This is a genomic window from Lactobacillus sp. UMNPBX17, from assembly GCF_002553735.1.
In the GTDB taxonomy this organism is placed as follows: Bacteria; Bacillota; Bacilli; order Lactobacillales; family Lactobacillaceae; genus Lactobacillus; species Lactobacillus gallinarum.
Genome location: NZ_PCYT01000021.1, coordinates 1 through 26820 on the forward strand (window position 1 = coordinate 1; position 26820 = coordinate 26820).

Annotated in this window: 23 protein-coding genes, 1 tRNA gene and 1 pseudogene; 19 read left to right on the forward strand and 6 right to left on the reverse strand. The window is 36.8% G+C overall.

Annotated elements, in window-relative coordinates; genetic code table 11:
- Positions 1-323: 323 nt before the first annotated feature.
- Entirely contained in the window at positions 324-521 is a 198-nt protein-coding gene (locus CP368_RS10720; protein WP_233185797.1) for a hypothetical protein, read from the reverse strand.
- Between the two features lie 90 nt (positions 522-611).
- A complete protein-coding gene (locus CP368_RS10725; protein WP_233185798.1) occupies positions 612-836 on the reverse strand; it encodes a hypothetical protein in 225 nt (74 codons plus the stop codon).
- A gap of 233 nt (positions 837-1069) precedes the next feature.
- Here CP368_RS10725 and CP368_RS04855 point away from each other — a divergent pair, with 233 nt between their 5' ends.
- The 5 genes from CP368_RS04855 (at position 1070) to CP368_RS04875 (ending at position 7251) form a co-directional block, all read left to right on the forward strand.
- Complete coding sequence (locus CP368_RS04855; RefSeq protein ID WP_098045792.1) at positions 1070-2296, forward strand: glucosaminidase domain-containing protein; 1227 nt, start codon at positions 1070-1072, stop codon at positions 2294-2296.
- Between the two features lie 18 nt (positions 2297-2314).
- Positions 2315-3406: an SLAP domain-containing protein gene (locus CP368_RS04860; RefSeq protein WP_098045793.1), complete on the forward strand. Its 1092-nt coding sequence runs from the start codon at positions 2315-2317 to the stop codon at positions 3404-3406.
- A gap of 103 nt (positions 3407-3509) precedes the next feature.
- Positions 3510-5345, forward strand: a complete 1836-nt coding sequence (locus CP368_RS04865) for a monovalent cation:proton antiporter family protein (protein ID WP_098045794.1) — start codon at positions 3510-3512, stop codon at positions 5343-5345.
- 418 nt (positions 5346-5763) lie between these two features.
- The gene (locus tag CP368_RS04870; protein WP_087176910.1) at positions 5764-6183 is read left to right on the forward strand and encodes a type II toxin-antitoxin system MqsR family toxin; all 420 of its coding nucleotides are present in this window, start codon (positions 5764-5766) and stop codon (positions 6181-6183) included.
- Positions 6184-6210: 27 nt separating this feature from the next.
- A complete protein-coding gene (locus tag CP368_RS04875; protein ID WP_087176909.1) occupies positions 6211-7251 on the forward strand; it encodes a type II TA system antitoxin MqsA family protein in 1041 nt (346 codons plus the stop codon).
- Between the two features lie 47 nt (positions 7252-7298).
- On the opposite strand, the gene CP368_RS04880 is transcribed toward CP368_RS04875, so the two are convergent.
- From CP368_RS04880 to CP368_RS04890, 3 genes are all read right to left on the reverse strand, one after another.
- Positions 7299-8264 carry a Gfo/Idh/MocA family protein gene (locus tag CP368_RS04880; protein WP_098044304.1) on the reverse strand — a complete coding sequence of 322 codons (966 nt, stop codon included), beginning with the start codon at positions 8262-8264 and terminating at the stop codon, positions 7299-7301.
- A 9-nt stretch (positions 8265-8273) separates the two neighbouring features.
- Complete coding sequence (locus CP368_RS04885) at positions 8274-9074, reverse strand: hypothetical protein (protein WP_098045795.1); 801 nt, start codon at positions 9072-9074, stop codon at positions 8274-8276.
- 82 nt (positions 9075-9156) lie between these two features.
- Positions 9157-9912, reverse strand: a complete 756-nt coding sequence (locus tag CP368_RS04890; protein WP_098045796.1) for a DUF6612 family protein — start codon at positions 9910-9912, stop codon at positions 9157-9159.
- Positions 9913-10075: 163 nt separating this feature from the next.
- Here CP368_RS04890 and CP368_RS04895 point away from each other — a divergent pair, with 163 nt between their 5' ends.
- The 14 genes from CP368_RS04895 to CP368_RS04960 all read left to right on the forward strand — a co-directional run bounded on the left by CP368_RS04895 (position 10076) and on the right by CP368_RS04960 (position 26658).
- Complete coding sequence (locus CP368_RS04895; RefSeq protein WP_003630668.1) at positions 10076-10768, forward strand: 2,3-diphosphoglycerate-dependent phosphoglycerate mutase; 693 nt, start codon at positions 10076-10078, stop codon at positions 10766-10768.
- Positions 10769-10988: 220 nt separating this feature from the next.
- Positions 10989-11591 (forward strand): pyroglutamyl-peptidase I, encoded by a 603-nt coding sequence (gene pcp, locus CP368_RS04900; RefSeq protein ID WP_087176743.1) that lies wholly within the window; start codon positions 10989-10991, stop codon positions 11589-11591.
- 63 nt (positions 11592-11654) lie between these two features.
- The gene (locus tag CP368_RS04905; protein WP_098045797.1) at positions 11655-12215 is read left to right on the forward strand and encodes an aldose epimerase; all 561 of its coding nucleotides are present in this window, start codon (positions 11655-11657) and stop codon (positions 12213-12215) included.
- Positions 12216-12316: 101 nt separating this feature from the next.
- The gene (locus tag CP368_RS04910; RefSeq protein ID WP_098045798.1) at positions 12317-13423 is read left to right on the forward strand and encodes an LCP family protein; all 1107 of its coding nucleotides are present in this window, start codon (positions 12317-12319) and stop codon (positions 13421-13423) included.
- The gene (locus CP368_RS04915; protein WP_025005701.1) at positions 13423-14040 is read left to right on the forward strand and encodes a glycerol-3-phosphate acyltransferase; all 618 of its coding nucleotides are present in this window, start codon (positions 13423-13425) and stop codon (positions 14038-14040) included. Before CP368_RS04910 ends, CP368_RS04915 begins: the two co-directional genes overlap by 1 nt.
- Positions 14041-14076: 36 nt before the next feature.
- Positions 14077-17067, forward strand: coding sequence for an LTA synthase family protein (locus CP368_RS04920; RefSeq protein WP_098045799.1), 2991 nt, complete (start codon positions 14077-14079; stop codon positions 17065-17067).
- A gap of 85 nt (positions 17068-17152) precedes the next feature.
- Entirely contained in the window at positions 17153-18547 is a 1395-nt protein-coding gene (locus tag CP368_RS04925; protein ID WP_098045800.1) for a fibronectin type III domain-containing protein, read from the forward strand.
- A gap of 252 nt (positions 18548-18799) precedes the next feature.
- Complete coding sequence (gene tyrS / locus CP368_RS04930; RefSeq protein WP_025005704.1) at positions 18800-20062, forward strand: tyrosine--tRNA ligase; 1263 nt, start codon at positions 18800-18802, stop codon at positions 20060-20062.
- A 422-nt stretch (positions 20063-20484) separates the two neighbouring features.
- Positions 20485-20841 carry a hypothetical protein gene (locus CP368_RS04935; RefSeq protein WP_098044353.1) on the forward strand — a complete coding sequence of 119 codons (357 nt, stop codon included), beginning with the start codon at positions 20485-20487 and terminating at the stop codon, positions 20839-20841.
- A gap of 124 nt (positions 20842-20965) precedes the next feature.
- A tRNA-Thr gene (locus tag CP368_RS04940) sits at positions 20966-21038 on the forward strand.
- A 69-nt stretch (positions 21039-21107) separates the two neighbouring features.
- Positions 21108-22421, forward strand: coding sequence for a C1 family peptidase (locus tag CP368_RS04945; protein ID WP_025005706.1), 1314 nt, complete (start codon positions 21108-21110; stop codon positions 22419-22421).
- Positions 22421-23074: an HD domain-containing protein gene (locus CP368_RS04950; protein WP_087176745.1), complete on the forward strand. Its 654-nt coding sequence runs from the start codon at positions 22421-22423 to the stop codon at positions 23072-23074. The genes CP368_RS04945 and CP368_RS04950 overlap by 1 nt, the downstream gene beginning before the upstream one ends.
- A gap of 158 nt (positions 23075-23232) precedes the next feature.
- Positions 23233-24852 (forward strand): peptide ABC transporter substrate-binding protein, encoded by a 1620-nt coding sequence (locus CP368_RS04955; RefSeq protein ID WP_098045801.1) that lies wholly within the window; start codon positions 23233-23235, stop codon positions 24850-24852.
- Between the two features lie 210 nt (positions 24853-25062).
- Positions 25063-26658 carry a peptide ABC transporter substrate-binding protein gene (locus CP368_RS04960; protein ID WP_098045802.1) on the forward strand — a complete coding sequence of 532 codons (1596 nt, stop codon included), beginning with the start codon at positions 25063-25065 and terminating at the stop codon, positions 26656-26658.
- A gap of 50 nt (positions 26659-26708) precedes the next feature.
- Here CP368_RS04960 and CP368_RS04965 read toward each other — a convergent pair.
- Positions 26709-26820: pseudogene (locus CP368_RS04965) on the reverse strand (IS30 family transposase); the annotation flags it as partial.

Here is a 26820-nt window from a genome sequence, read left to right on the forward strand (position 1 = left end):
CATATTCGTGATTGGAATGCGGCCGTGAACATCTTAGAAAAAGGATTAGGCAAGTGGCAAAATCCTAAAATAAAAAAAGCAGCCTTATTCGGGGCTGCAGTCCGCTAGCAACTCGCGGACTCAAAAGGCTTTGGTAATTAGACGACCTCTATCGGCAATAGTCAAAAGATTACTGCTGGTAAGTCAAGTCCGTATCTAAGCAAGTTGGTGTTCTGGTTAGCGTAAGCTAACGAGCCACTAAGCCCTAGACTTCAGTCTAGGGTAGTTGACCTCCAGTCGTTAGGCTGGGGTTATTATGGTTGGTTACTAATTTGGGACGAAATTTAGGCATTTGTGGTTGCGGCATATTCCTTGTAATCTTCAATAATCTCTTCTTCATTCATGGGACAATGTGATTGACCGGCCTTATAAGCCTTTTTCCAAGCACTATCTTGGTGTGATCTAGCTACTAATCCAAAATCATTAATAGGATCAATTTGTGCAATCATATCATCAATAAATGACCAAACATCTTTTTCCATCGAATTAGAGTAACGCTTTTTCTCTAAACTTGGCGTGATTGAGTTATTTTTATCTTCTCCATAAACTTTGTTTAGGACGGGGCCGTATTGTCAAGCTTCAAAGTTCGCCTTAAATAATCTTTTTGGGTATTTGATAGTTTCTGAAAATTCACTATTTTCATTAGAATAATCAATGCTTCCGTATGTTGCAGCATAGAAGGCCCATAAGAAATACAATGATTTTTGAATTTTCAATGGAGTAGGGTTAGTAAGTTTTGCTTCAAGATATGATACCAAGTCTTCGACTTTATCAAAAAAGTATGCATCTCTACTCATAATAGTCTCCTTCATATTAAATCTCGTACCTACAAATATTATAATGAAATCTGTTAAAAGTACCTAATGAATTAAATATCACCATACACTTTCTTAAGATTGTACAGCTCCCACCAAACACAATAAAAACAGTGTAATAGAAATATTACTTTTTCCGTACAAATGGTATGAATGGCTTGTTTCTTGCTTATTTGCTAGATACAATGAAGGGTGTTATACAAGGAGGAAATTTCATGAAGAAGAGACTTTTGACCAGCATAGCTGCCGCAGTTGTGTTGACTTCCACAATTGCCCCAGCATCTAATATTTCTGCAATTAATGATCTTCGTAGCCAAAAGGTTTCTGCTGCTACTGATGCGCAAACAGCATTCTTAAATAAGGCCGCTAAGCAAGCTGTCAAAGCTGCTAAGAAATATGGTACTTATCCATCAGTAATGATTGCACAAGCTATCGTGGAATCTGGTTGGGGACAATCAGGTCTTGCAGTTAATGCAAACAATCTTTTTGGTATGAAGGCTGACGATAGTTGGGGTGGCGCTACTTATTCTGCCAAGACTCGTGAAGAGGGCAAGAATGGTAAGAGCTACTACATTAATGCCAAGTTTAGAAAATATAATTCTTTTGAAGAATCATTTGAAGATAATGGTAGCAAGTTGCGTAATGGTGTTACTTGGCAACCACTTCGCTACAAGGGCGCTTGGCTTGAGAATGCTAACACTTATGCCGAAGCAACCAAGGCTTTAACTGGTACTTATGCTACCGACAGCAAGTATGATATTGCACTTAATTCTAGAATCACTAGTCATAATTTGAACCAATATGACCCAGTGATTTCTAAGGCTACCAAGCATTACACCGTTGAAAAGTCAGGTTCAGTTTATAATTGGCCAACCAACCATTCCGTAGCTAAGGCTGTTGGTTCCGTTAAGAGCGGCGAGAAGGTTACTGTAACCAAGACCATTACTTTCCACGATGGTTCATCTAGAATGTACATTGAAGGAAAAGGCTGGATCAACGGTACTTCTTTAACTAAGGGTAAGACAACTACTAGCGAACCAAGTACTCAGGCTCCAAAGGGTGCAACCAAGGTTGAAAAGAACTTGATGCACAATGCCTATGTCTACGATGCCAAAGGCAAGAAGATCAAGGGCAAGATGTACAAGATCAACGATGAAGAAGGCAGCAAGTTAATCGCTACTTACGGTACTAAGACTATTAAGAAGAAAACTTACTACCGTGTCGGCGAAAATGAATACATTGCAGCCGGTAACATTGATGGTACTCTTAGATTCTTGAAGCATAATGCCTATGTTTATAACCAATATGGCAACCGCGACAACACTTTAAAGCGTAAGAAGAATGAACAAGTTGCTACATACGGAAGTGCTGTTAAGATCAATGGCAAGAAGTATTACAGAATCGGTATCCGTCAATACATTAAGAAATCAAACTTCATGTAATAAGAACGGGGGCCTGATTTGAAATTAAAGAAAGTTTTAGCAACTTTAATTGCAGTATTGGGGCTGATTACGGCGATTAATATCCAAAGTCAAACAGTTCATGCTGAATCAATCAACTCGCTCGCCAAAAAATATAAATATAGCGGTGTGACTTATTTATACAAGATGCTGAAGCTCGAAGGTATTAAGTATAATAAGTTCCCTGGTGTCGAATATGAAAATGGCAAGCCAGAAGGAATCGTAGTTCACGAAACTGACGATCCTGGCGCGACTGCCCACGATGAAGCAATTTACTTTAACCGTGAGTGGATGAATATTAATGCTTACGTTCATGCTTTTGTTGATAGCAAGCAAGTTATTCAGATGAGATCACCAGATATGGGTACCTGGGGTGCAGGTCCTAAGGCTAACAACCGTTTTATCCAGATTGAGCTTTGTGAAGAAAATACTAGGGATGCATTTGCTAAGTCAGTGAATAATGATGCTATTTATATCGCAAAACTGCTTCACCGTTATGATCTTAAGCCAGACAATGCCTGCGATGATGGTGAAGGGACGATCTGGTCTCACCATGCTGTCAGCACATTCTTAGGTGGTACCGATCACGTTGACCCAGATGGCTACTTTGCTAAGTGGGGCTACGACATGGATCAGTTCTATTCTTTAATCAAGTATTACTACAGCTTGCAAAAGAAGATTGAAAATACCCATACTAAGGATCCAAACAAGACGAAGGAAGAAGTACCTGCAGTTCAAGGTGCGGTAACTCTTGGTCACGATGCTTATGTTTACACCGAAAAGGGCAAGAGAACCAAGATCTTGAAGAAGGCTGGCAGTCCTGTCGTTGTGATGGGCTACAAGATGATCAATAATAAGAAGTACTACAAGATTGGCAAGGATCAATATGTTGTTGCTTCTAACATTGATGCCACTGTCCGCACAGTAAAGAACGAGACCTACTTGCACACTAGAAGTGGTCGCATTGAAAAGCAGAACAAAGTCAAGGAAGGCAGCCGCGTATTAACTTACGGCAGCAAGATCACAATTAAAGGTCAAAAGTATTATGCACTTAACGCTACACAATATATCTTAGCTAAAGATATTGAATAGAAGTGTAGTTGATTTAACGCTAGATGATTATTTGTTAGAATATCATCTAGCGTTTTAATTTTGAAAATGAAATAATTAACTCGTGTTGAAAGAGAGGGAGTTTATGGCACAACTATCACTATTTTTAGTAGTTTTGTTAGCGCTAGTCATTCCAATATTTATGGCACGCTTTCAGATTAGTAACGTACCAACCGCGGTTGCCGAGATTATCGTCGGCATCATCATGGGATCCAGCGGTTTTAACTTGATTACATCCACGCATGATCTAACCTTTTTATCTAATCTAGGTGTGATCTTGTTGATGTTTTTATCAGGGATGGAAATTGATTTTGATTTATTGCAAAGAAAAAATAATCCTAAAGGGAAGTCGCAAGCAGGAAAGACGGTCGATCCGCTGAAGACGGCGATTACTGCCTTTATTGGGATCGTGATCATGGCCTTTGTTTTAGCCTATGTCTTACGACTTACCGGATTATTCAGTGAAGTCATGTTGGCCGCAATTATCTTGATGACTGTGGCCCTTGGCGTGGTTATCGCTACTTTGAAGGAAAAGGATATTTTAGGTCGACCAATCGGACAGACGATTTTGTTAACAGCCGTACTCGGCGAAGTTATTCCACTGCTTTTGTTAACAATTTATGCATCTATCAATGGTGGTAATGCGGAACAATTGTGGTTGATTATCTTATTATTTGTTGCTGCAATTTTCTTGTTGCGGCGATTTAAGCAGCCATATTTGTGGTTTGCTAAGATTACTAAGTCAACCACTCAACTTGATATTCGGTTAGCCTTTTTCCTGATTTTTGCATTGGTAACCGTAGCAGAAACTGTTGGTGCTGAAAACATTTTAGGTGCCTTTTTAGCCGGAATGGTAATGAAGTTGCTTGAGCCAAGTGAAGCTACTAAAGATAAGTTGACTTCAATTGGTTATGGCTTCTTTATCCCAATTTTCTTCATTATGACTGGTGTGGGACTTAACTTGCGCTCACTTTTTGCACATCCGTCTTCATTGATGTTATTGCCAGTGTTAGTTATTTTCTTATTTATTGCAAAAGTACCAGTTCTTTTAACTTATGTGCGCTATTTTCAGAAGAAAAATGCTTTTGCTGGTGGGTTCTTGACGGCAACAACTATTACGATTGTTTTGCCAACTTTACAAGTTGCACGGAAATTGCACGCAATCACATCAACGCAGTCTGATGCCTTCATTTTGGCTGCGGTAATCGTCTGCATTTTGAGTCCAATTGTCTTTAACTCTAACTTTGTTTTGTTACCAGAAGACAAGATTAAGGAAAAGGTGGCAATTGTTGGCGCGAATGCCGTTACTGTGCCTGTTGCTCATGATTTGCATGCTAATTGGTATTCAGTCAAGATGTTCACTGACAAAAAGAATCAATATAAAACTTACGATAGTCGAGTAGAGAATTTAACCTTTTTGCCAAATCTAGACGAAGAAACGCTTGAAAAAGATGGCGTATTTGATGGTGATATCGTGGTAGCGGCTAATCGCGCGGACGAAGATAATATTAAGATTGCCCGGATGGCAAAAGAGAAGGGCGTAAATCGTGTGATTGCCCGACTTAGCGAAGTTGATAGCAAGACTTTGACCGAGTTTAATGAGAAGGGAATCGAAGTCTTTAACTCTACCAATGTGCATGCTGCATTGATGAGGGCAATGATCGAGTCACCAACTGTCTACAGAATTATGACTGACACGAAGAACATTTTGTATTCTGTCAAAGTGAAGAATACGCATTATACAGGTCGTCAACTGATGGATTTGGAGTTTATTGATCAGATTACGGTAAGTAGAATTAAGCGTGGGGATGAATGGTTAATTCCACGTGGTGCGACTGTGATTGAGCAGGGAGATATTTTGGTCTTCTCTGGTGAATTTAAGGTGGCAGATCGTGTCCGTGATTTGTTGAGTAAGGAATAGTAGAAAAGAAGTGTCTGAGAAAAATCTCGGACACTTTTTTAGTAATCATCGGAAATAAAAAAGCCCTGCTATTATGCAGAGCCACCGCGCGTTCGTAAGTTATCGTCTTGTTGCGCATACATCCATGATCATTGGACGCGACAATCTTCCTACGTACATTATAACATGATAACTTGTTAAAATAAGATACAAAAAAAGCCAACCGTAAAGGTTAGCTCACACGATTCAGTTACCTGAGTTACACGAGTATCAGTCGTTAGCTCTTTTTCTTTTACTATTATATGAAACCAACAATAAAAATACAATTTATAGAGAGGCATTATTAAGATTAATATTTTGGTAAATATTATAAAATTTAATTGAACATTTTCAGGTGATTCTATATACTATCAATTGATAGTGCATTAGAGAGGGAGAGGTGATTAACATCGTAAAGATTCCAATTCAGGTTAGTAGAAATACTGTAAATGATTTTTTGAATGATCTTAAATCAATACTTAATAGTAATCAATTTGATGTTAATCGAGATTTCTTATTAATTAGAAATCGCACTCCTCATGGAATTCATGGATATTCAACGCCACAAACTTTGCTAGACTTAGATTATGCTGTTGAGGATGTTGTCGAAAGATTGAAAGAACTTTCAATTAAAGAGTATTATGAAGTGCTCTTGGATAAGGATGATGATCATCCACCGTATTTGTATGTTTTTGCAAAAGAAATAGATAATCATCAAGTTTATATCAAATTGAAAATTAAGCAGATGCGTACCAAAAAAATAGTATGTGTGTCCTTTCATTTCGCTCAATACGAAATGAAAGATTTTCCATATAAGTAATGAAGATCTAGTTCAGGAGACAATAAAATGAATAAACTAATTAAAAGAATATATGTAAAGGATTGTCCCATCTGTGATCAAGCACACGAAATAGAAGAAAGAGAAACTCTTATCCAAGCTAAGATTAAGGGTGAAATAATAACTTATAAAGAAAAATATTATTATTGTAAAAATGCAGACCCAGATGAGCGTGAATTTGTCCCTACTAAAATGGCTAATAAAAATTTGCTAGCAGCACGTGATGCATATCGGAGAAAACATCATTTGTTAAGTTCTAGTGAAATTGTTGATCTTCGTAAAGATTATAATTTATCACAAGTGGAGTTAGCACAATTGCTGGGGTGGGGTGAAGCAACTATTTCTCGTTATGAAAGTAAATCAATCCAAGATGAAAGTCATGATGGAATGCTTCAACAAATTCGTAAAGATCCATTAATTATTTTGAATTTATTAGAAAGAAACGGTTCTAAATTTACACAAGATAAAAAGAAATCGATTCAAGAAAAAGTAAAACGTAATTTAGACTTATATGGTAGAGAAAACCTGTCTCGTCAGGCATTGGAAAGTAATTATGTTGCTTACTTAAAACCTTCAGATAAAAATGGACAAAAACGTTTAAACATTGATAAATTAGAAGCTATTATTTCTTATTTTGCATTTCATGTTGCTGATTTATATAAAGTTAAATTAATGAAAATGTTATGGTATGTAGATAGTCTCTCATATAAAAAATATGGTTATGGAATTACAGGATTAGTCTATCAGCATAAAAGTATGGGTGCTCTTCCTATTGGACATAGGAATATGGTAGATTTAGCTAATATTAACGTACAAGAAGAGTGGAGTAATTCAGGCTACGAAATGATTCATTTTTATCCTTCGGATAAAGTGAAATATAGTGTTCTTTCTGTACAAGATAAAGAAATACTGGATGCTGTAATTGCCAAATTTAAAGATTACAACGCTAAAGACATTATTAGATATATGCATGAAGAATTAGCATATAAAAAAACCAACGAAGATGAAATTATTTCTTTTAGTTTAGCTAAAAAGATTCGTGATTTTTAAACAAAATAAGACACAAAAAGCCACCTTTAAACAAGGTGGCTTTCACATTATTCAACTGAATTTTTAGCTGCAGTTAAAATCTTCATTGTTTCCAAAGTATTGACAAACGCTTCATCAGCTCTCCGAACATCATGTTGATCGATCATCTCGGCAAATGCAGTGAACTCACTTGCCATGCGATGTGGATATTTATTAAAGTTGTAACGCTTCGGTTTTTGTCCACGCATTTCGACGGTAAAGTTATCAAGCGTACCAGTTGAACCGTCAAAATAAATGCTGCCTTTTTCGCCTTCAATGAACGAACGTGGCGTTACATAACTGTCCTTTGAACCGATCAAAGTTACTTGTTTATCAGGATAAGAAAGATGCAGGATACCCGATGTATCAATGCCTTTTTGCATGTTGGCGTAGTATTTTACCTTATCAGGCAACCCGAGCAGTCCAGCGGCAAGGTGGATATTGTAAATATTCAAGTCCATCAAGGCGCCGCCATCTTTTTTCGGATCAAAAACGGGAGCAATCTTACCTTCAAGGAAGGCGTCATAACGGCTAGAGTATTGCGTATAATTTAAAGAAACGATATGAATTGGAGCAATATTATCTAATTCTTCTTTGATCTTTTTGTAGTTTTCTAAGTAGATATTAGTGATAGCTTCAACGATAATTAAATCTTTTTCATCGGCCAATCGCTTTAATTCTTCGGCTTCAGCTGTACTTAATACAAATGGCTTTTCGCAGATGACATTTTTGCCATGTTCAAGTGCAAGCTTAGCTAGCGAGTAGTGCAAGAAATTAGGCACGCCGATATAGACCGTATCAACGTTGCTGTCTGACATTAATTTTTCATTGTCAGTATAGGTTTGAGAAATATTGTATTTTTGTGCTAATTCTTGCGCGATGCCTGCGCTACGCTTGGTTGAAGAAATTGCGGTTAATTCTAAGTTATCAATTTGATCAGCAGTAGTTAAAAAGTCTTGAACAATCATGCCGCTGCCGATAATTCCTAATTTCATCGTGAATACCTATTTCTTTTTCTTATTATTGTCAGTAGTTGGCAAATTCTTAGCGTTCGTAGCATTAGTTGGAACCTCTAAGAAGTCGTGACTACCAAAGTTGCCATAGCTTTGACCGACCTTGACTGTCATCATTTTGCCAAGCTTCATGTTAACGAAGACGTTAACGGTAGCTAATTTATTGTTTTTCACTACCGCCTTAACCGTCATTGATTTGTATTTGCCTAATTTTTGAATTTGCTTAAACACTTTAGCTTGATCAGTGCTTTGTGGAGTAGTATCAAAGATAGGAGTAGCTGCTTTTTTCATCAAAGCTTTATCACTTATTTTAGCAGTTAAAGTGTAGGTGTTTTTATTGCGCTTTAACTTGTAAGCTTTAATCAACTCAGCACTAGGATTAGTGATCAAGTGATTATTCATAATTGCATCAGTTAAATCGGCGTATGAGTGTCCGGTTAATTTCTCTAGATCAGCTTTATACCAAGTGTCACGACCATTGATATAAACGTTGTTCATGTTAACCCATTCTTCGCTAGAGCGGGTCTTGCCCTTGCTAGAAGTTTGATTGGTTATATGGTAAACCGTTGAGTCACCGCCAAATGTGGTGTTGGCAATAGCTGCTTGGTTAGAAGTGTCAGTGCCAAGAGTAACTGATTGAATAACTTGACCACTCTTGAAGCCCTTTTTCATTTTTTGAACTACCTGAGTTTTGTTTAAAACAGGATCAGCTTTCTTTTCTTTTTGGCTACAGCCACTGAGTAAAAAGACAGCGGCTAATGATATACCGATAATTGCTTTTTTTAATTTCATAATAAAAAAACTCCTAAATAACTATTTCTATTATAACGAAAAAGCCCAAATCTATGCTTAGATTAGAGCCTTTTTATATTAATTATTTTTTATCTAATTTTCCTAAATCTACGGAATTCTTTTTAACTGCACTAGGAACGGACAATTTCTTAATTTGATCAATTTGATCTACATTCATAGTCAAAGTCTTCTTTTGCCCATCATCTTTGTAGCTAGAAACAATTTTTACATCATTGACATTGTAATTTTTATCAACGTCGACCTGAATTTCAGTATTGATTGGCTTTACATCATCAATATCAATTCCGATTAAAGTTGTAACTGCCGCATCAGAGACGATCGCGTTCCAAACTCTTTTGTTGTTTCCTTTATAAATAAGGGCATAATTGTTGTCATTCTTTTTGACTTTAAATTGTTTGTGCAAAGGAATAAATGGAGTTAACAAGTTGCCATTTAAGCTTTGAATGAATGATGAATAGGTGCCAGCCTTAGTAGTGGTCTTAAACCAGTAACTGCTGTTGGTGCCTTTCATTTGAATGTAGCTATTTTTCCCTTCAACCCACATTTTATAGTAATTAGAAGTTGCGGAAACATTGGCATAAATGATCGTAGGTTTAGTTGTATATTCAACCGCAGCCTTTTGTGAAGTTTTGCCATTGCTTTTTTCGTCCCAAGTGGCATGCATCGAATTATAATTTGCTTTTTGTGCTTTAGTTAAAATAGTTTTGGCGCTCGGCAGGTTGTCGCCAGATTTAGCGCTTTTTTGCGAGCAAGCGGATAAACATAATGCTAATAAGGCAACTAAGCCTAAAATTAGTTTTTTATTCATAAATTTCATTTTTTACACTTCTTTTTGAATATTTTACTTAAAAGTAACACAAAAAAGAAGATAATAGAAAGTGAACATCAAAAAAAGATGTTTTTTACTCATTTCTCTATGAAAAAAACTGTGAAATGTGTAAAATATGGATGAAACATTGAATTTTAAAAGGAGATATTTCATGTCAAAATTAGTTTTAATCCGTCACGGACAAAGTGAATGGAACCTTTCAAACCAATTTACTGGTTGGGTTGATGTTAACCTTTCAGAAAAAGGTGTTGAAGAAGCTAAGAAGGCTGGTCGTTTAATCAAGGAACACGGTCTTGAATTTGATCAAGCTTACACTTCATTATTAACTCGTGCCATCAAGACTTTGCACTTCGCATTGGAAGAAAGTGGCCAACTCTGGATTCCAGAAATGAAGACTTGGAGACTTAACGAACGTCACTACGGTGCTCTTCAAGGTTTGAACAAGAAGAAGACTGCTGAAAAGTACGGCGATGAACAAGTTCACATTTGGCGTCGTTCATACGATGTTTTGCCACCAGCTATTGATGATGACAATGAATTCAGTCAAGCACATGACCGTCGTTACGCAAACTTGGACCCACACATCGTTCCTAAGGCAGAAAACTTACACGTATGTCTTGACCGTGTAATGCCATTCTGGGAAGATCACATTGCTCCAGACTTACTTGACGGCAAGAACGTAATTATCGCAGCTCACGGTAACTCACTTCGTGCTTTAACTAAGTACATCGAAAACATTTCTGATGACGACATCATGAACCTTGAAATGAAGACTGGTGAACCAGTTGTTTACACATTCGACGAAAACTTGGATGTTGTTAACAAGGAAAAGTTGGACGACTAATTTAATTAATGGTTATTCACACAAAAAAGGAACTTTGCAAGAAGCTCCTTTTTATTTTGTATTTTTTAGGAAAAAAAAGCACCCCAAGAGGGATGCTCTATTTTATCAACTTGCCCCAAAAACTATTTTTTAAACATTTAGTTTCATAATTTTTTGGAACAAGTATATTATATTATAAATAAAAAAATTTACCATTTTTTTCTAAGGAAAGAGGAACGATATGAAAATATTAGTAACCGGTTTTGATCCTTTTGGCGGAGAGAAAATTAATCCTGCAATTGAAGCTGTAAAAAGATTACCTAATGAAATAGCTGGTAACAAAATAATTAAGTTAGAAGTTCCTACTATTTTTTATCAAAGTGCTGATGTCGTAAAGAAAGCGATTGAAAAAGAAAATCCTGAGATGGTGATTAATGTAGGACAGGCAGGTGGTCGCGGTGCTATTACGCCCGAAAGAATAGCAATTAATTTTCAATCGGGTTCAACTCCTGACAATTCTGGTAAAGGTCCTAAAGAAGGCAAAATTCAAGTAGACGGATTAGATGGCTATTTTACACAATTGCCAATTAAAAAGATGGTAACTGACATTCGTCATGCCGGAATCCCTGCACAAATTTCAAATTCTGCGGGGACGTATGTCTGCAATCATCTTTTTTATGAAATTCAATATTTAATTCATCACGATTATCCTGATTTAAAGGGCGGCTTTATTCATATTCCATATTTGCCAAGTCAGACTAAGAATGGACGTTATCCTTCAATGAGTTTAGAGAATATGGTAGTCGGGCTGACAGCGGCCATAAAAGCGGCTGCAATGTGTTAAAAATTGACAGTTACCCCTTTTAAGTGCTATTTTTGTCAATGGAATTAAAGTGGGGAGAAAAATATGCAAACAATTGATAATTCTCTCTTACAAGTCTCTGTCGATGAGAATGGGGCCAAAATGGTTCATCTTGTATCTATTAATGATAATTATGATTATCTCGGCGAAAATGGGACTGAAGAGGGTATGGCAATTGCTTTTCCAGTGCTTGATCAAGGCAATAACTGGGCTAGCAAACTGCCCTGGACTGTCGTAGATAAAGGTGATACTCGAGTCAGTTTGACTTTAATTGATACACCGGAAAGCTATAAAAGTTTTCCATATCATTTTGAAGTGATGACAACATATGCTTTGGAGGGCAATCAAGTAAAGATATCATTTTATCTAAAGAATTCATCACATAAAGAACTACCATTTTCATTAGGTTTTGTATTGCCAAGTACTTGGCAAAGTCAGAGCAGCGTTAACAAAATTAGTTTAATCAATGAAGAACATGGAATAGATATTGCTTCAACTGATTTTAAGTTAGCCGCAGAAGATGGTAAAGTTACTGCTTTTACTGATAAAATTGAATTAGAGGCTGAAAGTAGCCGCAATTTTGAGATTACATTGACACTAAAGTAAAAATAAGTAACGATTTTAATAAGATGTAGGAAGCAAGTCAGCGATGATTTGCTTTTTTTGTTATAATACACTCAATGTGAATTTACATATAGGTATGATTTATGAAGAAAAGTAGAAAAGAGTATAGAAATTACCCGACAGAGACTCGAGTGCAAAATCATAAATATAAAAAGCGCCATGTTTGGGCGTGGGTCACGGGGATAATAGTCTTAGTAGCAGTAGTTGCGACCGCGGCTTATTTTGCTTCTGTATATTTCCGAACAAAGAACGCTGTTGATAAAACCTATGATCCGCAAACTGCAGTGAAAACTACAGGTGAATTTAATGGGAAAAAACGTTTTGCTGTTTTATTGATGGGAACCGATACTGGTGCTCTTCATAGAACAGAAAAGCGTGGACGAACTGATACCATGATTTTAGCTGTAGTTAACCCTGCTAAGAAGCACTATACGTTGGTTTCTATTCCACGTGATACGATGGCGCAAATGGTTGGTACAGATGAGTTTGGGGTAGAAAAAATTAATGCTGCCTATGAGATAGGCGGAGCAAGAATGGCAATGGACACTGTCTCTGAATTAATTAATGTGCCTGTTAAATATTATGCTGTAGTTAATATGGGCGGGATCATGAAAATGATTCGTTATGTTGGCGGCATTAATATTCGACCAACGCTTAGCTTTGAATATGGCGGTTATGTCTTTAAGAAAGGTAAATTAACCCATATGGGTGGTGCCGGAGCACTTGCTTACTCGAGAATGCGTTACGATGATCCTAGAGGAGATTATGGTAGGCAGGAGAGACAGCGACAAGTCATCACGACACTAATTAGAAAGGCTGTTTCGATTAGTTCACTATCAAATTTAGATTCAATTCTAACCTCTGTTTCAAACAATGTACGAACCAACTTGCCATTTAGTGCTTTACAACAAATTGCAATGAATTATCGTGATTGTGCTAAAAGCTCATCAAGTGATTATCTTCATGGCTATAATGCTGAGGTTGAGGATGCCGCATATCAAATTCAACCAACTAGTGAATTGCAACGAATTTCTGATTTAGTGCGCACAGAGTTGGAATTAGAAAAGGAAGTTGTTCAGAATAACGAGACCTTCCAGAATGAACAAAATAAAGCTAATGGCTTTAGTTTTAAGAGTGGCAAGATTCAGCATTATCATATCTATGATTACACCGGAGAAGGGGATAATTAATGGAGCGAGTTTGGGCCACGCTGATTGGCTATATTTTTGGTAATTTTCTGACAGCGATGGTTGTTGGTAAAATCTTTTTGAAAATAAACCCTACAGAATATGGTTCACATAATCCAGGAACAGCTAACATGGGGGCTGTTTTTGGTAAAAAATGGGGTATTTTAACTTGTTTGGGCGATTTGCTAAAAAGTTTGATTGCTCTGTTTATTGTGTATTTTGTTTTCCCAGCACATATCAATATTGCATATACTGGTCTGGGATTGATTTTAGGACACTGTTTTCCAATTTGGGATCATTTTAAAGGCGGTAAAGGTGTTGCAGTTGCCGCTCAGGTAGCGGTCTTTTATGATTGGAAGGCAGGATTTGCAACTTTGCTAATTGCTCTGGTATTAACTGCAATTATGCAAAATTTGACGATTCCACCAATTGTGTTTATGCTTTTATTCAGTGTTTATGAATTTTGGCACAATCAAGAAGCAGGAATTGTCTTTTTGGTGATTACTTTAATTATGATTTTCAAGTTCTGGCATGATATTATTGATTTCTTTACCGGTCATGGTAAAAAAGTTGATATTTTATATTCAATTAAAAAGAAGTTGGGAATTAAGAGTAAGTAATAACAGAAAATTTTAGTAAGGACATAGACTAGGAAAATGAGTGAGATTAATAGAAAGAAATCACTGAATGTTGGTCAAATTGTTTGTATAATCTTGGCTGCATTTTTAATGCTAGTGCAGATGTTTTCATGGGGGAAGACCTTTGGTAGATTGCCATTGAGTACCTTAATGAGATTTATTCCAGGAATGCTAGGTAGTGCAACATTAGTGCTTGTACCGATGGCTTTTGGTGCTGTATACAGCAAAAAGAAAATCCGTCCAACTGAAGCATTCAGATTCTGGATTATTGCAGTTGTAACGCTGATACTTCTGTATTTGGCTAACTTCATTAAGCGACCAGGTAGTTTTGTCATGTGGAAGCTGTGGGGTGTGTTCTTCCCAGTTTTGACAAGTACTTCAGTTTTACTAGCTGGATTGATTTTCAGTATTTTGGCTCAACCATATCTGTATGAGTTGCAACGCCGAATTACAACTAAGCAAAATGTGTTGCTGCTTAGTGCATTGACATTAGTAGGCTTTGCTACTAGTGCAGGTACAATGTACTTTAACTACTCCATTTACGGTGTTTACCTCGTCTTATACTTTGCTTGGGGGATGTTCTTGGCCAATGTTAAGATCCCTAAGAAAGTCTTTGGCTGGTCAATTGCTGCAGGAGTATTTTCATTCTTTGTAATGTTTATTGGGGTTCCGGGATTTAACGGTGTCTACTGGTATCAGCGTTTATCCGGACGTAGTGGAGTTTATTCTTGGACTCCTAAGTTTTTAAGTAATCCTACCTCGCCATTTCTATTTTTAATGGTCTTGGCAGTATTCTTAATCTTTAGAAAAGTAATCGTTAGCTATAACGCTAAGGATATGCGTTTCTTTATTCCAATAATTATTTTTATGGACGCACCAATTATTGGTGGGTTTGTAAGATCATTCCGCTTTACTAATAGTGCTGGTTTTAACAAGTTCTTGATGATCGTCATTATGATGATCGCAGCTCTTGCGCTGAACTATTTGTATAACCGCTTTTTATTTAGAATAAAGCCGATTAAGAAGACAGTTGAGTTCTTCAATAGTCATGATAATTTAGCTGAAGTTGTGGAATATGGTTGGAAGAACTTCACAGCATGGGTAGTTGAAAACCGAGTAAGACTTCTTACTTGGGGCTGGTTCTATATCTTGAGTTTTGTTTCATTCTTAATTGAATCAGATAACTTAAGAATTCAAATTACAACAGCTACAGATATCAATGCCGTAATTTTCTTGCTCGGAACTAGATTCTTTGCAATCATTTTGACAGCCATTTTCTTGGATGCCATGTTTGCAATTTTCTACTTCATCACAACGCGTTACTGGACTTCAACCATTTTGGTTAGTGTAATTACCATTGGTTGGGCCATTGCCAACAAGATCAAGCTTAACCTTCGTGGTGAACCTATTTATCCAACTGAACTTGATGAAATTGTTAACTGGAAGACCTTGCTTCCAATGGTTGGTCAACAAAAGGTAATTATGATTGCCGTTGCTTTAGTGATTGTAATTGCTTTGACTGTTTTCCTTGAAATCAAGTTTCCAATTAAGAAAAAGGGTTCATGGAAGCGCCGTGGTATCTGGGCATTGCTCAGCTTGCTTTTGTTTATGACACCAGCTCGCTTCAACCACGATGGCGGAATCATTTATCACATCAACCGTGGTTTTGATAACAAGCAATCATTCAGAAACCCTGAACGTGATATTCAAATTAACGGTCCATTATTGAACTTCTTGAACTACTTCGATTTACAGATTATGAATAAGCCATCTAATTACTCCAAGGCTACGATTAATCACTTGAATGAAAAGTATGGCAAGATTGCTGATGAAATTAACAAGACTAGAAAGAATACTTTAAAGGATCAAACTATTGTCTACAACTTGAGTGAAAGTTTTGTTGATCCATATACTTTCCCAACAATTAAGATTGATCCTAAGGTTCCAAATCCAGTTAAGTTTATTCAATCAATGAAGGACAGATCTACTTACGGTAGCATGCTTAGTGCAGGTTATGGTGGTGGTACTGCCAACATGGAATGGGAAACTTTGACAGGATTTAACATGGGTATGTTCAAGTCAACCTTGACTCCATATGTACAAATCGTACCAAACTACGACTTCTACCCAACCATTGGTATGGACTTCAACTACAAGTCAGCTGTTCACCCATTCATTGGTACTTACTACTCAAGAGTAGAAGACTACAAGAGATTTAAGTTTAACAAGTTCGTTTACCTTGGTTCTAAATACAAGATCATTGATCAAAAGAAACTTGGTAAGAGTACTTACAACTCTGACTTCACTACTTATGCTAACGGTTTGAGACAAATCAACAGCATGAAGGGTGGTCAATTTATTAACTTGATCTCAATTCAAAACCACATGCCTTACAACAACTGGTATCCAAACAACGAATACATGGGTAAAGTATCTGGTGAACTCTTCAACACTGCTGCCGTTCGTGAACAAATGGCAACTTACATCAAGGGTACGCAATACACCGACAAGGCAGTTAAGAAGTTTATTGGTCAAATTGATAAGATCAAGAAGCCAATTACCATTGTCTTCTACGGTGACCACTACCCAAGTATCTTGTCACAAAACTACACTGGCAGATACCCAGTTCAAATGCACTCAACTCGTTACTTCATTTACTCTAACAAGTACGCTAGAGAACATGGTGCTAAGGAGAAGTTGACTCACAACACTAATTACGTCAACACTAGCGACTTCACTGCAATGATGCTTGAACAAACTAATTCTAAGGTAACTCCTTACCAAGCATTACTTACTGAAGTTCACAAGAAGCTTCCCGCAATCACCATTAACTTTAACGGTGATAAAGGCTTCCAATTAGTTGATCAAAAGGGACACTTCGTTGATCCTAAGAAATTGACTTCAGAACAACAAGCAATTTTGAATGACTACGAAATGGTTCAATACGATATGACTGCTGGTCAAGCTTATGGCTTGAAGGCTAAGGGGTTCTACAAGTTAGATAACTAAACAAAAGACCGAACACGAAGTTCGGTCTTTTTTGTGTCTAATGGTAAAATAGTAGCTAAGAAAAAACGTGTTAAAGGTGATTAAAATGAAAAAGATAATGACAATGGCACTAACAAGTGCTGCACTTCTTGGACTTTCTGCTACAACTGTTCAAGCTGGTACATATAATCCAAAGAATACTACTAGTTTTAATATTAATAAGCGTAACCACGTAACTAAAGGCAAAATTTACAAATTACATTTACCTGCAGCTGGTAGATTAGTTACAAATAGCAATGTTACCTTGAAAAATAGCATGGAATGGACATGTATTCCTTATGGCAAAAAGAAGAATACATATTATTTGCGTAAGGGTACATACTATTTAACCAGTTCAAAGAATGCCAACGTAAAGACTGCATATACTCGTTTGACCAAGATTCGTAAGAATTTAGAAACTTACGTTGAAACTAAGAAGGATAATGATAACAGCAGCCTTAAGGCAAGAAAGATTAAAATTGGTCAAAAAATCAAAGCAATGGGTGAAATGTACAATTATGATAGTATCGACTACTACAGCTTTACTATTGATTCACCTCAAATGGTTACGATGAAGATGACTAATAATCAAATTTATCAACTTGGAAAAGGCAACATCTTCAGCAAGATGAACGTAATCATGTTTGATAAAGATAATTCTGTTGGCGGTAGCACTATGCTTTACCCAGAGGATTTCAAAGTTAATGGCAATAAGACTGCCAGCCAAAGTTGGTACTTGGCTAAAGGAACCTATGTGTTTAGTGTAAATACTCGCGGGCTTTATGATTTCCAATTAACAGCCGTTCCTGATACACGCATGGTGCCAACAGATACTGAAATTGAATCTCTGAAGGATACTAAGGATGGTCTGGTTGCTACATTGAGGGATGCACTTCATGCTAAGACTTACGAACTTGCATGGCGTGAGAAGGGCTCAAAGGCTGCCTCATTCACTTCTAGTAGCAACACTGTAGAAGTAAGTACTGCTCCAGCTACGCGCTATCTAGAAAGAAACGGTCATAAAATTCCAGTTCAAATTGGTAAAAAGTTAGTTAATGGTCAAACCTATGATTTTGTGGCTCGCGGAGTAAGCAACCCTGACTACATTCGTTACGGTAATCCAGAAACTGATAATTATTTTGGTGCTTGGAGTAAAGTTGTTGAGCATACCTACTATGCTCCTTCAGATGCCACACCAGGAGCTGTTGATTTAACCATTGCTAAAGCTGACAATACTTACCACAACATTCATGTAGCTTGGAAGAAAATTGATAGTGCACAAAGTTACCGCATTGCTTACCGCCAAAAAGGTACAAGCAAGTGGTATTACGAAGTAACCGATCAAGCTTCTAACGCTATTACAGGTATTACCAGAAATAGAAGTTATGAAGTGAAATTACAAGCTTTAAATGGCAGAGAAGAAGGTCCATGGTCCGCAATTAAAACGGTTTTCTTAAAATAGCGGTTGACTAAAACTATTTTTCTCGTTAATATCATAACTAACGAATGAGTAGCGAGTCGGCTCAGCGTTCAGAGAACTAGCGGTTGGTGTGAGCTAGACAGGCCGATTTTAGCGAAGTACTTAATAGGGTTGCTCCTTTACCGGCTTTAATAAGGCGCAGTAGCGCAAACGTGGGTGGTACCACGGCTAATAATGTAATTTAGTCGTCCCTTGATCGGAAGATCAGGGGACGTTTTTTATTGGAGGAAAATTATGGCAAAGTTTGATATCTTAGAAGACTTGAAGTGGCGTGGAGCCATTAATCAAGAAACTGATGAAGAAGGTTTACGTAAGTACTTAGCAGAACATGATGATCTTGCTCTTTACTGTGGTACTGACCCAACTGGTGACTCACTTCACATCGGTCACTTAATACCATTCATGATCTTGAAGAGATTCCAAATGGCAGGTTACCACCCAGTAATTTTGATCGGTGGTGGTACTGGTGCAATCGGTGACCCATCAGGTCGTAAGACTGAACGTACTTTGCAAACTGCCGACCAAGTTAAGCACAATGAAGAATGCTTGACTAACCAAATGAAGAAGTTGTTTGGTACTGAAAACTTTGAAATTAGAAACAATGCTGAATGGCTTGGCAAGCTTAACTTAATCGATTTCTTGCGTGATTACGGTAAGTTCTTCCAAGTTAACAACATGATTAACAAGGACGTTGTTGCTAGTCGTCTTGAAAACGGTATTTCATTCACTGAATTTACTTACCAAATTTTGCAAGCCATCGACTTCTACCACTTGAACAAAGATGATGGTGTTCAACTTCAAATCGGTGGTAGTGATCAATGGGGTAACATCACTGCAGGTATCGACCTTATTCACAAGCTTGAAGGTGCAGATCGTCCTGCATTTGGTTTGACTATTCCATTGATGCTTAAGGCTGATGGTACTAAGTTTGGTAAATCAGCTGGTGGTGCTGTGTGGCTTGATCCTGAAAAGACTAGTCCTTATGAATTTTACCAATTCTGGATTAACCAAGATGACCGCGATGTAGTCAAGTACCTTAAGTACTTTACTTTCCTTAGTCGTGAAGAAATTGAAGACTTGGCTGAAAAGACTGAAAAAGAACCTTGGAAGCGTGCTGCTCAAAAGCGTTTAGCTGAAGAAGTAACTAAGTTCGTTCATGGTGAAGCTGGTCTAAAAGAAGCTCAAATGATTACTGATGCATTGTTCTCAGGTGATATTAAGAACTTATCAGTAACTCAAATTGAACAAGGTTTGAAGAACGCTCCAAGTGCAGAAGCAGGCAGCGAAAAGAAGAACTTGGTTGACTTTTTAGTTGATACCAAGATTGAACCTTCAAAGCGTCAAGCACGTGAAGACATTAAGAATGGTGCGATCTATGTTAATGGTGATCGTGAACAAAGCGTTGACTTTGAAGTTGATCCATCAAGCGCCTTCGATGGTAAGTATGTAATTATCCGTAAGGGTAAGAGAAAGTACACTTTGGTTACAATTAAGTAATTAATCAGAGAAAATGGGATGATAATTCATCTCATTTTTTTGTTTTCAGAAATACTATATGAAATTTAACTAATATAGTAACTGATTTTATGCAGTTTTGAATACTGAAAAAGCGTGAATTAAATAAAATAATATTTTACTAGATAAACTGATATTTTATTTTTTGCCACAAAAAGCAAAATAATCAATATAAGTTATTTTACAAATTCACATGATGACTATACGATTTAGAATACTGCAACAATATATGCATATAACTATACTGATACATAATTTAAGAATACTGACACAGAGCGCAGCTGTAAAATATAGCCTTTTGAATATTTATTGTGAAATATTTAACTATCTTGATTACTTTTGGCTAAATAGTGTTATAGTAAAAGTGTAAAGAGAAAGCGAGTAAACAGAAAGAGGTTATTAAAATGCTAGAATCAAGAAAAGCTTTAAAAGTTGTTTCAAGTTTAGTAATCGGCTTAAGTCTTGTCGGTATCGGTAGTAATGTCGCTCAAGCTACTTCATTTACTACTCCAAGGTTAGGTGTTGCTGAAGACGTACCAACTAACCCATCAATTAAGAAGGGTGACAAGATCTTCGTCATTGTTAAAGACACCAAGAACCAAAGAGTTGCTGTTTACACTAAGAATGCTAAGAAGACTAAGAAGACAGTTAAAATGGGTTCAACTTTCACAGCAAAGGCTGTAAAGAAGGTTAACCACAAGAAGATTGTTAGAATTAACAAGAAGCAATGGCTGAACAGCAAGGATGTTGTTAAGAACTAGTCATTGATTAAAGTTTAATAACCTCATACATATTTGTGGGCTTTTTCTACTCTTAGATTAGGAATTTTTAAAGGGCAAAGATATTCAGAATGAATATCTTCGCCTTTTTTGATACAATAGAAACGCCGCTTTAGCTCAATAGGTAGAGCACCGCCGTGGTAAGGAGGAGGTCCCCAGTTCAAACCTGGGAAGCGGCTTTTTTTAGTAGGCAAAATAATGCTAAAATGATAACAACTAAATGATTTCTAACGAGAAAGGAAAGTTATATGAAACACGAACTTACAATGGCAGAAATTGCCAAGTTTCAAAAAGAATATAAAAAAGAACCACAAAACCGAGTAGCAGAACTAGCAGTCGTAAATAATGGTGTCCAAAAGGCAAGTTTCAATACCGAGGGAATTAGAAAGCTTAACCGTAATTTCTCAATCGAAATTCCTACTGATAATGTAACTGATCAAAAGCAATCTGGACGTTGCTGGTTATTTGCGGCATTAAATACTTTGCGTCATGGTTTTGCTAAAAAATACAATGCCAAGAATTTTACTTTTTCTCAAAATTATCTCTTCTTCTGGGATAGAGTAGAAAGAGCCAATATCTTTTTTGACAATATTTTAAATACAGCTGATAGACCACTTGATGATCGAACTGTACACACTTATATGCAAGGTCCTGATACCGATGGTGGTCAATGGGCTATGGCTGTATCATTGATTCGCAAGTATGGTTTGGTGCCAACTTATGCTCAAGAAGAGAGCTTTACTGCAAACAATACCGCCGCTTTTAACCGTGCATTGAATATGAAGCTGCGCGAAGATGGTCTAGTTTTGCGTAAATTAGCTAAGGAAAACAAGACCGATGAAATCGAAGCAAAGCGTCAAGAATTCTTAAGCGAAGTTTACCGTATGGCTGTCATTGCATTTGGTGAACCTGTCCAACACTTTGATCTTGAATTCAAAGATGACGATGGCAAGTACCATTTTGATGGTGATTTAACTCCACTCGATTTCTTCCATAATTACTTTACTGATGATCTTGATGATTACATTGTTTTGTTCAATGCTCCAGATCATGAATTTGATAAACTTTATGCATTACCATTTGAAGACAATGTTGAAGGTGGTACGCCAGTTCAATTTTTAAATACTGAAATTAACAACTTAAAAGAAGCTGCTATTAAGCAACTTAAAGCTGGTGAAACTATCTGGTTTGGCTGTGATGTCGGTAAAGATAGTGATCGTCAAAAAGGTATCTTATCTAAGGGCCTTTACCAAACCGATACTATTTTTAATATTGAAACTAAATTATCTAAGAAGGAACGCTTGCAAACTGGTGCTTCCGGTTCAACTCATGCCATGACTTTAGTGGGTGTTGATGTGGTTGATGGTAAGCCACGTCAATGGAAGATTGAAAATTCTTGGGGCACAAAAGTCGGTGAAAAAGGCTACTTTGTCATGGATGATGATTGGTTCAACGAATACTTATTTAAGGTAGTCGTAAAGAAGCAATACGTCCCAGAAAAATTAGTTAAGATCTGGGAAGGCGAAGCAACTCCAGTAGAAGCATGGGATTCAATGGCATAATGAATATTGATGCAGTAATTGATTTTACTAAAAAGCATTTAGAGGGCGAAAAGACAGGACATGATTTTTATCATGGTGAGCGTGTGGCTAAATTAGCTAGCAAGATGTACCTTGCTGATCATGAACATGCGCATAGGGATAGCCGCGAAGTAGCAATTATTAAATCTGCAGGTTATCTTCATGATACGATTGATGAAAAGATTTGTGCTGATCCCGCAAAGGTGGTTAAAGAGATCGAAGAATTATTGCCTCAATTAGGTTTTAATGATCTAGAAGCTTGGGACATTCTTTACACTATTCAGCACATGTCTTTCTCCGCCAATATTGAGCATCATTATCATTTGCCGCTTTCTGGCCAATATGTTCAAGATGCAGATCGATTAGAAAGTTTGGGCGCAATTGGAATTGCACGTGCCTTTACATATGGTGGCAAGCACGGCAACAAGATTTATGATCCTAAAATTAAACCAGAGAAGTTAGTGAGTCATGATCAATATCGCAATCATGAGGAAACAACGATCAATCATTTTTATGAAAAATTATTTTCGTTAGCTGATTTGATGAATACACCGGCAGCTAAAAAAGAGGCTGAACGACGTACAGCTTACATGCGCAATTTTGTGCGTGAGTTCATGCAAGAGTGGAATATATAAGTTAAAAAGGTTACTAGAACTATATCTAGTAACCTTTTTGTGTGCTGTATAAAAATAAAATTAAAAAATAATATTGCATTTCAATAAAAACATGAGTATACTCTTAATCAAGTTAAAAAGAATTATTAAAAATCTCATAATTGAGAGGGGTTAATTGTATGAAATTTGCAAAATTATTTGCGGCAGGAGCTACAGTTTTAGTTTCAGCTGCAACTTTAGCAGCTTGTGGTTCAAAGAGTAACTCATCTTCTTCAGCTAAGAAGACTCTTAATTGGGAGGAAATCGCAGAAATTCCTACCATGGACTTGTCAAAAGCAACTGATGTTACTAGTTTTAACCAATTGAACAATGTTTTGGAAGGTATTTATCGTTTAGGTGAAAACTCTAAGGTTGAAAATGGTTTGGCATCAAAGACTCAAGTAAGTAAAGATGGTAAGACTTGGACTTTCACTTTACGTAACTCTAAGTGGTCAGATGGTACTCCATTAACTGCTAAGGACTTCGTTTATTCATGGCGTAGAACTGTTAACCCTAAGACTGCTTCACAATATGCATACTTGTTCGAAGGTATTCACAATGCCGACAAGATTTCTAAAGGTAAGGCAGCAGTTAACACTTTAGGTATTAAGGCAGAAGGTAACAACAAGTTAGTTGTTAGCCTTGATAAGCGTATTCCATACTTCAAGCTTTTGATGGGATTCCCATTATTCTTCCCACAACAAGAAAAGGCTGTTGAAAAGTATGGTTCTAAGTACGGTACTGCTTCTAAGTACATGGTTTACAACGGTCCATTCAAGCAAACTGGCTGGACAGGTTCTAACCTTTCATGGAACTTGAAGAAGAACAACAACTACTGGGATAAGAATGCTGTTAAGTTAGACACAATTCACTACAGCGTGCAAAAGACACCATCAACTGCTTACAACTTATACCAATCAAATAAGATTGATGCAGTAAGTCTTGATGCGCAACAAACTAAGAATTTAAAGCATCAAAATGGCTTCACTCTTCGTCCAGGTTCAAGTACTTTATACTTACAATACAATCAAAAGAATAAGTTCTTAAAGAATGCTAACTTGCGTCGTGCAATTTCACTTGCAATTAACCGTAAAGCTTTAACTAATGCTTTAGGTGGTGCTAACAAGCCTGCAAGTTCATTAACTGCAGCTGGTTTGACTAAGGTTGAAGGTCAAGACTTTGCTGATAAGACCAAGGATACTGATTACAGTCAATACAACCCAGCTAAAGCTAAGAAGTTATTTGCTCAAGCCCTTAAGGAATTAGGCACTAAGAGCGTTTCATTCACTATCTTGTCAGATGATACTGATGTTGCTCAAAAGACCACTGAAACTCTTCAAAGTCAAATTGAAGAAAATTTAAAGGGTGCCAAAGTTAGTGTTCAAAACTTACCATTCAAGACCCGTTTGAGTCGTCAAACTTCAGGTAACTTTGATATTGTTGTTACTGGTTGGGGTGCAGACTTCTCTGACCCAATTTCATTCGATGGCTTGTTCACTTCAAAGAATGCTCAAAACTTTGGTAAGTGGGCTAACGGTGAATACGACAAGTTAATTGCCAGCTCTAAGACTGCAACTAACGATGAAAGCCGCTTCAGCGATTTAGTTAAGGCAGAAAAGATCTTGCTTAAGGATCAAGGTATCACGCCACTTTACTACCAAACTACTGCTTGGTTAGTACGTCCATCAGTTAAGGGCATTGTGTACAATGCAGCTGGTGCTAACTACAACTTTAAGGGAGCTTATGTTTCCGGTAATTAGTAATTAAATTAAGGAGAAAATTCATGTTATCAATTTCAATTGTTATTTTAACCTTACAACTCAATACTTAACTTCAGTTGCAGTGCTTGGAATAATTTTGTAGGCGATAAATGGATTTTAATTAAAAGGAGCAACTGCAAGTAGGCGGTTGCTCCTTTTGTGTATGAAAATAATGAGGAATAAAAATGGAAAAAGTATTTAAGTGCAAGTATGTTAACAGTAGTATCTGCTGCAACTCTAGCAGCGTGTTCTAATAAGGACTCTTCAACTGGAACTAAACAAACTTTAAATTGGATGACTAAATCAGAACTACAAACTTTAGATTTATCAAAGGTAACCGATGCTACTAGCATGGATCAAATTAGCAATTCCATGGAAGGATTATACCGTTTAGGTAAAAATTCTAAGGTAGAAAACGCTTTAGCAACTAAGACTGAAGTTTCAAAAGACGGTAAGACCTGGCATTTTACTTTAAGAAAAAATACTAAATGGTCCAATGGAGATCCCGTGACTGCTAAAGATTTTGTTTATTCTTGGCGCAGGACCGTTGATCCAAAAACAGCATCACAATATGCATATCTTTTTTCAGGTGTAAAGAATGCAGATGCCGTAGTAGCGGGTAAGAAAAAGGCTGATACACTTGGTGTTAAAGCTGATGATGATCAACATTTAACTGTTACTTTAGATAGAAGAATCCCGTATTTTAAGCTGTTAATGGGATTTGGTGTTTTCTTCCCACAAAATAAGCATGCTGTTGAAAAGTATGGTAAGAACTATGGTACTTCCTCAAAAACTATGGTTTACAATGGTCCATTTGTTTCAAAGGGTTGGACAGGCTCTAATTTATCTTGGAAGTTAGTTAAGAATAATAATTATTGGGATAAGAATAAGGTTAAGCTAAGTACTATTAATTACAGCGTTCAAAAAACGCCATCAACTGACTATAACCTGTATCAATCAGGTAAGTTGGATGCCGCTTTGTTGGCACCACAGGCTACAAAGCAATTGAAACATCAATCAGGCTATACTATTAGACCAGCTTCATCTACTCAATATTTGCAATTAAATGAGAAAAATAGACTTTTTAAGAATGCAGATTTCCGTAGAGCACTTTCGTTATCAATCAATCGTAAAGCTTTAGCTTCCTCAGTAGGTGGGGCCAATAAGCCAGTAACTACTTTTTCACCAGCTAACATGACTGAATTTAATGGTAAAGATTATACGGCTTTAGTTAAAACAGCTGAAACAGATAAGGTAATGACATATAATCCTGCGTTAGCTAAAAATTATTGGAAGAAGGCACAAAAGGCTTTAGGTCAAAGTAAAGTTAACTTTACTTTGCTAACTTATGACGATGATGATGCTAAAAAGGCTGGGGAATATTTGCAAAGTACTATTGAATCTAATTTGAAGGGAGTCAGTGTTAAAGTTAACAGCTTACCTAAGAAGACTGCATTAGTACGTGGCCAAAGTGGTAATTTTGATGCTTTGCTCATGGGTTGGCAAGCGGACTTTACTGATCCAATTTCTTTCCTTGATTTGAATACTACAAATGCATCATATAATTGGAGTAAGTGGGCTAATAAAGATTACGATAAGTATGTTGCCGCTTCAAAGACTACTGGTAATATGGATGATCGTTTTGAAGATTTAGCTAAGGCTGAACGTGTATTGTTAACAGAACAGGGAGTAGTACCTTTGTATCAACCTGCCGAAGCTTGGATGGTTCGACCAACGGTTAAAAATGTTGTTTACAACGGTGCAGGTGCTAATTATAACTTTAAGTATGCATATGTTGAAAAATAAATATTAATTAAAAAAATCGTAAATTGCAATAATAACTTGAACACTTTTGTTTAGGCTGTTTGATAGATGCGATCTAATTCTCTTTCAAAGATTTCATCTGGTGTATGATAAGCCAAGATCTTTCTTGGCAATGAATTGCACCAAGTTTCAATGTCAATGATT